At 66.2% G+C, this 11,332-nt stretch carries 7 protein-coding genes and 2 pseudogenes; 3 read left to right on the top strand and 6 right to left on the bottom strand.

Annotated features, from left to right (window positions below):
• From FV220_RS25970 to purB, 5 genes and pseudogenes are all read right to left on the bottom strand, one after another.
• Nucleotides 1–428, bottom strand: a pseudogene (locus tag FV220_RS25970) (histidine kinase); the annotation flags it as partial.
• A 208-nt stretch (nt 429–636) separates the two neighbouring features.
• Entirely contained in the window at nt 637–1,929 is a 1,293-nt protein-coding gene (locus FV220_RS04725) for an adenylosuccinate synthase (RefSeq protein WP_056150105.1), read from the bottom strand.
• A gap of 137 nt (nt 1,930–2,066) precedes the next feature.
• The gene (locus FV220_RS04720) at nt 2,067–2,405 is read right to left on the bottom strand and encodes a hypothetical protein (protein ID WP_018042152.1); all 339 of its coding nucleotides are present in this window, start codon (nt 2,403–2,405) and stop codon (nt 2,067–2,069) included.
• Nucleotides 2,406–2,495: 90 nt separating this feature from the next.
• The gene (locus FV220_RS04715) at nt 2,496–3,341 is read right to left on the bottom strand and encodes a D-amino-acid transaminase (RefSeq protein ID WP_056150102.1); all 846 of its coding nucleotides are present in this window, start codon (nt 3,339–3,341) and stop codon (nt 2,496–2,498) included.
• A 102-nt stretch (nt 3,342–3,443) separates the two neighbouring features.
• Nucleotides 3,444–4,751 carry an adenylosuccinate lyase gene (gene purB, locus FV220_RS04710; protein ID WP_056150099.1) on the bottom strand — a complete coding sequence of 436 codons (1,308 nt, stop codon included), beginning with the start codon at nt 4,749–4,751 and terminating at the stop codon, nt 3,444–3,446.
• Between the two features lie 369 nt (nt 4,752–5,120).
• Here purB and FV220_RS04705 point away from each other — a divergent pair.
• A pseudogene (locus FV220_RS04705) lies at nt 5,121–7,280 on the top strand (TonB-dependent siderophore receptor).
• A gap of 48 nt (nt 7,281–7,328) precedes the next feature.
• On the opposite strand, the gene FV220_RS04700 reads toward FV220_RS04705, so the two are convergent.
• On the bottom strand, nt 7,329–8,075 hold the full coding sequence (locus FV220_RS04700) for an arginyltransferase (protein ID WP_018042156.1): 747 nt from the start codon (nt 8,073–8,075) through the stop codon (nt 7,329–7,331).
• A gap of 401 nt (nt 8,076–8,476) precedes the next feature.
• Here FV220_RS04700 and FV220_RS04695 point away from each other — a divergent pair, with 401 nt between their 5' ends.
• Nucleotides 8,477–10,072 carry a glycosyltransferase family 39 protein gene (locus tag FV220_RS04695; protein WP_147829931.1) on the top strand — a complete coding sequence of 532 codons (1,596 nt, stop codon included), beginning with the start codon at nt 8,477–8,479 and terminating at the stop codon, nt 10,070–10,072.
• Nucleotides 10,069–11,298, top strand: a complete 1,230-nt coding sequence (locus FV220_RS04690) for a glycosyltransferase family 2 protein (protein ID WP_056252144.1) — start codon at nt 10,069–10,071, stop codon at nt 11,296–11,298. The genes FV220_RS04695 and FV220_RS04690 overlap by 4 nt, the downstream gene beginning before the upstream one ends.
• Nucleotides 11,299–11,332 lie beyond the last annotated feature (34 nt).

The raw sequence follows: 11,332 nt of genomic DNA, 5'->3' as shown, positions 1-11,332 counted from the left end.
GGCGCCGGCGCATCGGGCTGCGCGCCCGGCTGGCGATCCGGCCGGGAAGGGCGGATCCCGAGATTCGGCTCAGGGGCCGGTGGCAGGCCCGGCTCGGTGATGCGGCCTCTCTCGGTGTCGGCGGATCGCTCGGGCGCCGCCGCTTCCGGCAGCACGTCGCGCTCCTCCGGTACGGCGAAGACCGGTGGCGCGACATCGTTGGCGACGGTGGCGGGCGGCCCACCATGCTCGCTCTCGACCCGACTGATCGCGGTTTCGAGGGCCTTGCTCTCGAGGTCGATATCGGCTTCGGACAGGGGCGGTTCGAGCGAGCGGAGTTGCCCGATCAGGGCGCCGCGTGCCCGGTCGTAGACCGCCTTGCGCAAGGCCGGAGAACGATCCGGCATCGCTTGGAGCGCTCGTGCCAGCAAGGGGTAATAGTCGGCCATCGAACCTCGGTCCGCCCTATACGGGCCGGCCGGCAGGCCGCCCTCTTCTCACTGCAGGGATGGAACACCCTTGGGCGAGGCACGTCGGCATCATCCGCGATGTCCGCCCTTCGGACGAGGCTTCATCCACCCGCACGGCGCTTCATCCCCTGTCATTCGTCCACCGGTTGCCCTGGAGGAACCGGTGGGCCTCGCCTCGGCCGGACGCTCAATCCTCGAAGGGATTGTGCATCAGGATGGTGTCGTTGCGCTCCGGTGACGTGGAGAGCAGTGCCACCGGCGCTCCGATCAGTTCCTCGATCCGGCGCACGTACTTGATCGCCTGAGCGGGGAGGTCGGCCCAGGAGCGTGCTCCGGCGGTGGTGCCGGACCAGCCCTCGATGGTCTCGTAGATCGGCTCGACCTTCGCCTGCGCGGCCTGGTTGGCGGGGAGGTGGTCGAGCACCTGTCCGTCGAGGCGGTAGCCGGTGCAGACCTTGATCTCGTCGAACCCGTCGAGGATGTCGAGCTTGGTCAGGGCGATCCCGTCGATGCCGGAGGTCCGCACGGTCTGGCGCACCAGCACGGCGTCGAACCAGCCGCAGCGGCGCTTGCGCCCGGTATTGACGCCGAACTCGCGGCCCTTGGCGCCGATCGTCTCGCCGATCTCGTCGAAGAGCTCGGTGGGGAACGGCCCCTCGCCGACGCGGGTCGTATAGGCCTTGGCGATGCCGAGCACGTAGCCGATCGCCGACGGCCCCATGCCGGAGCCGGTGGCGGCCTGGGCGGCGACGATGTTCGAGGAGGTGACGAACGGGTAGGTGCCGTGATCGACGTCGAGGAGGGCACCCTGCGCGCCCTCGAACAGGATGCGCTTGCCCGCCCGGCGCTCGTCGTCGAGGAGCTTCCATACGGTGGTGGCATAGGGGAGGATCGTCGGCGCGATCGCCTTCAGTTCGGCGAGGAGCGCGCCGGCATCGACCTCGTCGATCCCGAGGCCCCGTCGCAGGGCGTTGTGGTGGGTGAGGACCCGCTCGATCTTCGATTCCAGCGTGCTCTCGTCGGCCAGATCCACCACGCGGATGGCGCGGCGGCCGACCTTGTCCTCGTAGGCAGGGCCGATGCCGCGCTTGGTCGTGCCGATCTTCAGGCCGGCATTCGAGGTCTCGCGAAAGTGGTCGAGCTCGCGGTGCAGCGGCAGGATCAGTGTCGCGTTGTCGGCGATGCGCAGGGTCTTGGGCGAGATCTCGACGCCCTGCGCCTGGAGCCGGGCAATCTCGTCCACGAGGTGCCACGGATCGACGACGACGCCGTTGCCGATCACCGACAGCTTTCCGCCCCGGACGACGCCGGACGGGAGCAGGGCGAGCTTGTAGGTCACGCCGTCGATGACGAGCGTGTGCCCGGCATTGTGGCCGCCCTGGAAGCGGACCACCACGTCGGCCTGCTCGGAGAGCCAGTCGACGATCTTACCCTTGCCTTCGTCGCCCCACTGGGCGCCCACGACGACGACGTTCGCCATTCACTTCAACCTGTCCGGTGCCCGCGTGGAAACGCCCCGCCGCGAGGGCGGGCCGACACGCATCTCCGGGGTCTTTCCGCGATCCCTCGCAGGAAATCAAGCAAACCGCGCCCGAACGCTTGGGGTGCGCCCAATTCCTAGCGCGCTTCCGTCCCCGGTTCGCTGCCCGGCAACTGGCCCGGCTTGATCACCGGCATGCCGCTGTTCCCGGTCTCGGGAGGCTTGACCACCAGGCCCGGGGCGGAATTACCGGGTGGCGTGATGACGCCGTCGTTCTTCTCGAGCTTGTCGCTCAAGGTCGAGCCGCCGGTCCCCTCCTCGGACGGACGAACCTTCTCCGGCACCGTCTCCGTGGAGGGCGGGATGTTCGGGGAGGTGTCGCGCCCTTTCAGCGGTGCATCGGGCGACTGGGCATAGGCGCCCGACGCCGTGAGGGCGAAAGCGAGCAGTGCGGCGTGACGAAACGGTGTCGGCATCGATGTCCCCCAGGAAGTCGGGAGACAAACCGCTCCGGCGGCGATGCAGTTCCTATGGCGGCGCCGGATGACGGATGAGACCGGCTGCCCTCATGCCCCGGCCATCTCCAGATAAAGTGCGCGCAGGCGCTTCGTCAGCGCGCCCGGCTTGCCGTCGCCCAGTTCGTGCCCGTCGATGTCGATGACGGGCATCACGAAAGCCGAAGCGCTGGTGTAGAAGGCCTCCTGCGCCGCGAACGCCTCCTCCACGGAGAACAGCCGCTCCTCGATCGTCAGGCCTGCTTCCTCGGCAAGGCGCATGACGGCAAGGCGCGTGATGCCGGGCAGCAGGGCGGTGGAGAGCGGGCGGGTGACCACCTTTCCGCCGGTGATGATGAAGGCGGTCGACGAGGAGCCCTCGGTGACGAAACCGTCCTCCACCATCCAGGCTTCCGCGACGCCGGCCCTGGCCGCCTCCTGCTTGGCCAGAACCTGGGCGAGGAGCGCCACCGACTTGATGTCGCGGCGCTTCCAGCGGATGTCGGGGACGGTGATGACCTTGGCGCCCCGCTCCGCCAGCGGGTTCCTGGCCACGGTCTTGGCCTGCGTGAACATCACCACGGTGGGTTCGGTCTCGGCCGGCGGGAAGGCGAAATCCCGCTCGAAGGCGCCCCGCGTCACCTGCATGTAGACGAGGCCCTCGTCGACGCCGTTGCGACGGACCAGTTCGGTCTCGAGCCGGATCCACTCTTCGGTCGGGTAGGGATTGCGGATGCCGATCTCGCCCAGCGACCGGTCGAGCCGGGCCAGATGCGCCTCGTTGTCCACGAGACGGCCGCCGAGGACGGCGGACACCTCGTAGATGCCGTCCGCGAACAGGAAGCCCCGGTCCATGATCGACACGGTGGCGGCCTCGAAGGGCACGAACTCGCCGTTGACGTAGACGATGCGCGACATCGAACTTCCTCTTCTCCGGATAGAAACGGCGGCCTCGCCGCTACGCGATCCGCGAAGCACGAAGCGTGCTCCGCGGATCGCCGAGTCGGGGACGGTCCTGGCTCAGGCCGTACCGAAGACGCGCGAAAAAATCGTGTCCACGTGCTTGAAATGGTAGCCGAGGTCGAAGCACTCCTCGATCTGCTCCGGGCTCAGCGACGCGGTGACGTCCGCATCCGCCTTCAGCAGGGTGAGGAAGTCGCCTTCGCCGCGCCAGACCGGCATGGCGTTGCGCTGGACCAGGCGATACGCGTCCTCGCGGGACACGCCCGCCTGCGTCAGGGCCAGAAGCACCCGCTGCGAGTGGACGAGGCCGCCGAGCTTGTCGAGGTTGCGCTGCATCTGCTCGGGGTAGATCAGCAGCTTGTCGATCACGCCGGTGAGCCGCGCCAGGGCGAAGTCGAGGGTCACCGTCGCGTCGGGGCCGATCATGCGCTCCACCGAGGAATGCGAGATGTCGCGTTCGTGCCAGAGCGCCACGTTCTCCATGGCGGGCAGCGCGAAGGAGCGCACCATGCGGGCGAGGCCGGTGAGGTTCTCGGTGAGGACGGGGTTGCGCTTGTGCGGCATGGCCGACGAGCCCTTCTGCCCCTCGGAGAAGAACTCCTCCGCTTCCAGGACTTCCGTGCGTTGCAGGTGGCGCACCTCGATGGAGAGACGCTCCACCGAACTCGCGACCACGCCCAGGGTGGCGAAGAACATGGCGTGGCGGTCGCGGGGGATGACCTGCGTCGAGACCGGCTCGGGTGTGAGGCCCATCGCCTTGGCGACATATTCCTCCACGCGCGGATCGATATTGGCGAAGGTGCCGACGGCGCCCGAGATCGCGCAGGTGGCGACTTCCTCGCGGGCGGCGACGAGGCGGGCGCGGGCGCGCTCGAACTCGGCATAGGCCTGGGCGAGCTTCAGGCCGAAGGTCACGGGCTCGGCATGGATGCCGTGCGAGCGACCGATGGTCGGGGTCAGCTTGTGCTCGAAGGCCCGGCGCTTGATCGCGGAAAGAAGTGCATCGACATCCTTGATCAGGATGTCGGCGGCCCGGACGAGCTGCACGTTGAAACAGGTGTCGAGGACGTCCGACGAGGTCATGCCCTGGTGCACGAACCGCGCATCGGGGCCGACGATCTCGGCGAGATGCGTCAGGAAGGCGATGACGTCGTGCTTGGTGACCGCCTCGATGGCGTCGATGCGGGCGACGTCGAACACCGCGTCGCGGCCCTTCTCCCAGATCGTGGCGGCGGCCTCCTTGGGCACCACGCCGATCTCGGCCAGCGCCGTGGTGGCGTGAGCCTCGATCTCGAACCAGATGCGGAAGCGGCTCTCGGGAGACCAGATCGCCGTCATCTCGGGGCGGCTATAGCGGGCAATCATACGGGCGCCTCGGGTCGGACGGATCGGGACAAGGAGGCTGGCGCCTAGCATGAGCGGGGCCTGCGCTCAACGCGCGGCCCCAGGGGGCGCTCTGTGCGAAGTGATACATTTCTGCATCGCCTCGGTGAAACCAGATGTGCTCGACTCTCAGCGCTGCTTTGCGGGCGAGGCGTTTTCCGCCGCGCGTTCCGTCGCTTAGTCGGTATCTTAGAACGCTTATTAAATGACCTGCAAAATTACAGCGTTGTCAATCCGATTATGACAGGTTGCCGATCAACTATGCGTGTCTATTAGACGAATGTGATCTGCAGATAAGCGTAATATTTCTCCGCTTATGCAGAATAGTACCAATAGAATTGAGACGCGCCGATGCATCCTTTCGCCCGTATACGTCTGATCACGGTTCTCTCGGCCGTGCCTTTCCTATCGGACATGCGGGTCGCGGAAGCACAGGCCGTTGCCGCCGATCCCGGCAACCACACTGAAGTGACTCTCGACCAGCTCAGTGTGGACGGGGTGGGGGGCCATACCGTTGGCTACCGCGCCAACCGCAGCCGGAGCGCGACGAAGACGGACACCCAACTGATCGACACCCCGCAGGCGGTGACGGTCGTGACGCGCGAGCAGGTCCAGGATCAGGGGTTTCAGGGCGTCACCGAAGCATTGCGCTACGTGCCCGGCGTGTTCCTGCACCAGGGCGCCGCCAACCGGGACGAGGTCGTGATCCGCGGGCAGCAATCCAGCGCCGATTTCTACGTGAACGGCATGCGCGACGACGCGATGTATTACCGCGATCTCTACAACGTCGAACGGATCGAAGTGCTCAAGGGGCCGAACGCGATGATCTTCGGTCGCGGCGGCGGCGGGGGCGTCGTCAACCGCGTGCTCAAGGACGCCACCGGAACCCCGGTCCGGGAAGTCATCCTTCAGGGTGGCCAGTATTTCAACAAGCGGGTGGCCGTGGATGTCGGCGACCGGGTCTCGGACAGCGTGTTCTTCCGCCTCAACGGCATGTTCGAGGACAGCGGCACCTATCGTGACTACGTCGACCTGCGGCGCTGGGGCATCAATCCGACGGCGACGATCCTGCTCGGGCCCGAGACCACGCTGAAACTGTCCTAAGAGTATTTCCACGACGACCGGACGGCGGATCGCGGCATCCCGTCCCAACTCGGACGTCCCTATCGCTATCGCGACAACATCAGAACGTTCTTCGGCAATCCCGACCTCAGCTACTCCCGTGTCGATGCGCATATCGCGACGGCGGTTCTCGATCACCGCTTCGCCTCGGGCGTCGAGATGCGGAGCCAGTTCCGCTACGCCGATTACGCCAAGGCCTATCAGGTCGTGTATCCGAGCATCCGCTCCGGCGGCGCGGTGAACGCCGCCGGGACGGCCGTCGATCTCAGCGCGTTCAACAACGACACGCCGAGGACGAACTTCTTCAACCAGAACGATTTCACCTACAAATTCGCCACGGGGCCGCTGGCCCATACGCTGCTCGCAGGTTTCGAACTCGGCAAGCAGGACGGCATCACCTACCGGGAGGACGGCTTCTTCGCGACGACCGGAACGCAGACGCTGACCGTCAATCCGCTCTCGCCGGTCTCGCGAGTCCCCGTCACCTTCCGCAACCTGGCCTCGGCCTCCAACAGCCGCTACGACCTCGGATTGGCTGCGGTCTACGTCCAGGATCAGGTCGAGATCGGTCCGCATGTCCAGGTGATCGGCGGCCTGCGCTACGATCACTTCGATTTCTCCTCGACGGACCGGCGCACCAACGTCACCAATTCCCGCATCGATGACCTGCTGTCGCCGAGGGTCGGGCTGGTGTTCAAGCCGGTGGACACCCTCGCCTTCTACGGCAACTACAGCGTTTCGTACCTGCCGTCCGCGGGCGACCAGTTCACCGCCTTGTCCGAAGGGCTCGCCATCGCCGAGCCGGAGCGGTTCGAGAACCGCGAGGTCGGCGTGAAATGGGACGTCTCGTCGACGCTCCAGCTGACGGGCGCGCTCTACGACCTCGACCGGTTCAACCAGCGCCTCGCCGATCCGAACCGCCCCGGCTTCTTCCTGCTGAGCGGCCAGACCAACGCGAAAGGCGTCGAGATCGGCGCCAACGGCTACGTCACCGATTGGTGGCAGGTCGCGGGCGGCTATGCCTTCACCGATGCGCGCATCGTCAGCGGGTTCAGTTCCGCGGCCATCGTTCCGGGCAACCATGTGGGGTTGGTGCCGTTCAACGCGGTCACCGTGTGGAACAAGTTTGCGGTCACGCCGTCCTTCTCGTTCGGCGTCGGCGCGATCCACCAGACCCATACGTTCGCGGCGGCCGACAACACGGTCAGGCTCCCCGGCTACACCCGCTTCGACCTCGGCCTCTTCTATCAGGTCACGGATCTGGTGCGGGCGCAGATCAACATCGAGAACGTCTTCGACCGGGGCTACATCGCCACGGCGGACGGGAACAACAACATCAGCCCGGGCGCGCCGAGGATCGTTCGCGCTCAGGTCATCGCCAAATTCTGACCCGTGGTTCGCGTCGACGCCGTTCCGGCGAATGATCGGGGCGGCGGCCTATTCCACCCGCTGCCAGCCCGGTCCCATCAAGCGTTCCTGAGGCCGGAAGCGGGCCTTGTAGTCCATCTTGCGCGAGCCATCGACCCAATAGCCGAGATAGAGATACGGCAGGCCGAGGGAGGCGGCGCGGCGGATATGGTCGAGGATCATGAAGGTCCCGAGCGAACGCTGGGCCTCCGCCGGATCGTAGAACGAGTAGACCATCGACAATCCGTCGGAGAGTACGTCCGTCAGGCACAGGGCCACGGTCGGCCCGGTGCCCCTTCCGTTGATCGCCGTATCGGGACCGCGCCGACGATAGGCCACGAGATGGGTGTCCACATGGCTGTCCTCGATCATCATGGCGTAGTCGAGCACGGTCATGTCGACCATGCCGCCATCGCCATGGCGCGCATCGAGATAGCGGCGAAACAGGGCATATTGCTCCGAGGCCGGGCGGTTGGGCTCGGGATTGCCAATGAGATCGGCGTTTCGCTGAAGGATGCGGCGATGACTCGCCGAAGGCAGGAAATCGGCCACCACCACCCGCACCGAGATACAGGCCCGGCAGGTCTCGCAGGCCGGCCGATAGGCGATGGTCTGCGAGCGCCGGAAGCCGCCCTGGGTGAGGATCTCGTTGAGGTCGCGGGCGCGCCGCCCCACGAGATGGGTGAACACCTTCCGTTCCTCTTGCCCCGGCAGGTAAGGGCAGGGCGAAGGCGCCGTCAGATAGAATTGCGGTGTGTCGCGGGGATGGCTCGTCACGCTTGCAGCTGACCTCGGGGCCGGCGGGAGCGTTCCCCGCACGAGACGAGTGTACCCGCCCCGTGGCGGGGCTCAAGTGGGTGAGCGTCGCAGCGCCCCATTTTCGCGAAGGGTGGCTGGCATGGCAGGGCTGCTGCCCCTATCAATGGCGCCATAGGTAGACCGGTCGCGTTTCCGACCCAATTCGGGATGAATGCACCCGTTGTCGCGGGGTGGCCATCGGTGACGGGCGGAAACACGGTGGCAAAGTTCGCGCGCGCATGGTGCCCGCCGCCTTCCGGGGGTGGGCCGGAACACGTGAGGCGGCTTCACGGGATCGCCGGTCCCCGCCGCTGCCGAGCGTGACCCGATCTTTCAAGACCGGATAGGGAAATCGTCTCATCAACGCTCTCGCAACATCGATGCCGCGTTCCGACCGTTCGCGTGAAGCCTCGGCCGGTCCCTCGCGTGAGGAAGCCGGACCTGCGGATTACACCCGTCGTGTCGTCGCTGTCCTGATCGCCTCTTTCCTCGCCCGTCTCGTGGTGGTGCGGTTCCTCGACCTCACCTTCATGGAAACCTACGGTGCGGTCGTCGCGAGGCAGCCGTCGCTCTCGTTCTTCGACCAGCCGCCGCTGACATGGTGGACGATCGCGGGCGCCATGCGCCTGTTCGGCTCCGACGATGCCTTGATCGTGCGCCTGCCGTTCCTCGTCATGTCGGTGATCTCGGGCTGGCTGATCTATCGGATCACGACGCGTCTCTTCGATTCCCGTGCGGGATTCTACGCGGTCTGCGCCTATCTGCTGTCGCCGCTTCTCGGACTTTCGGATGGGAGTCTCGCCCAGACGAACGGGCCGATGACCGTCTTCATTCTCGCGGCCCTGCTGACGTTTCTTCACATCGACTTCGCCGCGTCGCGCATCCGCGACAACGGGATCTGGTACACCTGCGCATTCCTGTTCGGATGCGCCCTCGCGTCCAAGTATCTCGCGATCCTCCTGGTCCCCGGACTGCTCGTCGCCGTGGCGAGCCGGGCGGAGGGGAGGCGCTGGCTCCTGCGGCCCGCCACCTATCTCGGCCTCGTTGTCCTGCTGGTGCCGCTTCTCCCGGTCATCGTCTGGAACGCCGAGCACGGCTGGGTCTCCTTCCTGTATCAAGGTGCCCGCGCCGGTGGGGACGGCAGCATCAACATGGCGCGGGCATTCCGCTGGACCCTGACACAGGTCTTGATCGTCCATCCCCTCGTGTTCGGCCCGGCGCTGTACATGCTGTATCGCGGCCTTCGAAACGGGCCGAGGCAGGAGGGGCCGTGGCTTCTGGCCTGCATGTCCGCGCCGGTCCTCCTGTTCATCTTCGGCGTCATGGTGTGGAGCAGCCACCCGCTGCGCGGCTATCACTGGGCCTCCATGGGCTATCTTCCATTGCTGCCCCTCGTCGGCGCCTGGGCGGGTGGCCTCGCCGCCGATCGGCCGGACGCCGCACGGCGCTGGCTCGCCACCCTGGCCGCGACGACGATCCTGGTGATCGGTCTTCTCATGACCCATGTCTTCACCGGCTGGGCCGAGCGGGTCGCCCCGGCCAAGGCTTTCCGGTCGCAGGACCCGATCCTGCTGGAACTCTACGATTGGGACGATCTTCCCGTCGCGCTGACGGCGCGCGGGTTCGATCCCTCGCGCACCTTCATCGCCGCGACCCGTTGGGAGGATTGCGCCAAGGCCTTCTATGCCGTCGGGGACAGATTCCGCAGTCTGTGCCTCGCGGGCGACAACATCCACTTCACGTATCTCGCCGATGCCGAGAAATTCCGCGGCATGGATGCCGTCATCGTAGACAGGTATGCCAATCTCGATGCGGTCAGATATAATCTCGACGGGCATTTCGAGACGTTCTCGGAAGATGTGCCCATCCGCCTGAATTTCCACGGGCGTAAGATGCATGATCTCAGGATCGTCCGGGCGACCCATTTCGATGGGACCTGGCCAAAGCCCAGGATCGGCGCGAAAGGCCGCCAGTGACGCTTCCCTCTACCCAGACATCGTCCGCCTCGCAGGCGGATCGGCCCCTCCTCACGATCGTCATCCCCACCTTCAACGAGCGGGACAACATCGCCGTCATCTGCGGCCGGATCGCCACCGCGCTCGCGCCGCACCGTTTCGAGGTGATCGTCGTCGACGACAATTCGCCCGATGGCACATCCGCCGTCGTCGAAGAACTGGCGAGGAGCGATCCGCGGATCAGGATCATCACCCGGACCGGCCGGCGGGGGCTCGCGGGAGCCTGTATCGAGGGGATGCTGGCGGCCCGTTCCGACCTCGTCGCCGTGATGGATGCGGACCTGCAGCACGAACCGGCGACGCTGACGCCGATGCTCGATCTGATGATGTCCACCGATTGCGACGTGGTCATCGCCAGCCGCTACCTCGACGATCCCGACGTGGCGGCCTTCTCGTCGGTCCGCAAGGCCCTGAGCAATGCCGGAAACCGGCTGGTGCGCGCCTTTCTCCGGGTCCAGACCAGCGATCCCATGAGCGGCTTCTTCCTCATGCGCCGGAGCATTCTGGTGAAGGCCGCGCCACGCCTGAGCCGCGACGGCTTCAAGCTCCTGGCGGATATCCTGGCCCAGGGTGGCCGGTCGCTGAAGATCGGGGAAGTCCCCTATGTCTTCGGCCCTCGACTGACCGGACAGAGCAAGCTCGACGAAAGGGTTCTCTTCGATTTCGCGGTCCTTCTCATCGCGAAATCGGCCTTCGGCGTGCTCCCGACCCGGTTCGTCTCCTTCGCCCTCGTCGGCGGCCTCGGCGTCCTCGTCCACCTGTCGCTGCTGGGGCTCATGCTCTTCGCCCTGAACGACAATTTTCTGATGTCCCAGACCATCGCCACGCTCGGCGCGATGACGGCCAACTTCTTCCTGAACAACATCCTGACGTATCGGGACCAGCGGATCGTCGGCGCCGACCTCCTGCGCGGGCTCGCGGTCTTCTGCCTGTCCTGCTCCTGCGGCGCGTTCAACAATATTCTCGTTGCCCACCTCATCTACACCGGGACCGGCATCTGGTGGCTGGCCACGGGAGCGGGCATTCTGGTGGGCGCAGCCTGCAATTACGTGCTGTCGGCCCTCACCGTATGGCGGCGCTTCGAAAAGCAGCCGGACCGGGAGAAGCAGGTCCACCAGAGCGATGCCGCTCTGGCGAAGGGCGGCGGAGACCTCGGCATTCCCCAGCCTCCCTCCCTATCGCGGTAGTGGCGAAGTCCCAGCTGGACTTCGCCCGGTAGGC

Origin of the sequence: Methylobacterium sp. WL19 (assembly GCF_008040005.1) — a bacterium.
GTDB lineage: Bacteria > Pseudomonadota > Alphaproteobacteria > Rhizobiales > Beijerinckiaceae > Methylobacterium > Methylobacterium bullatum.
Note: the sequence above shows the minus strand (reverse complement) of the source record. Positions and strands in the feature narration are given on the sequence as shown.

What these genes read in the sequence shown, in the direction of transcription:
- FV220_RS04725 (WP_056150105.1), bottom strand. Translation starts at nt 1,929, where the DNA reads ATGGCGAACGTCGTCGTCGTGGGCGCCCAGTGGGGCGACGAAGGCAAG.
- FV220_RS04720 (WP_018042152.1), bottom strand. Translation starts at nt 2,405, where the DNA reads ATGCCGACACCGTTTCGTCACGCCGCACTGCTCGCTTTCGCCCTCACG.
- FV220_RS04715 (WP_056150102.1), bottom strand. Translation starts at nt 3,341, where the DNA reads ATGTCGCGCATCGTCTACGTCAACGGCGAGTTCGTGCCCTTCGAGGCC.
- purB (WP_056150099.1), bottom strand. Translation starts at nt 4,751, where the DNA reads ATGATTGCCCGCTATAGCCGCCCCGAGATGACGGCGATCTGGTCTCCC.
- FV220_RS04695 (WP_147829931.1), top strand. Translation starts at nt 8,477, where the DNA reads ATGCCGCGTTCCGACCGTTCGCGTGAAGCCTCGGCCGGTCCCTCGCGT.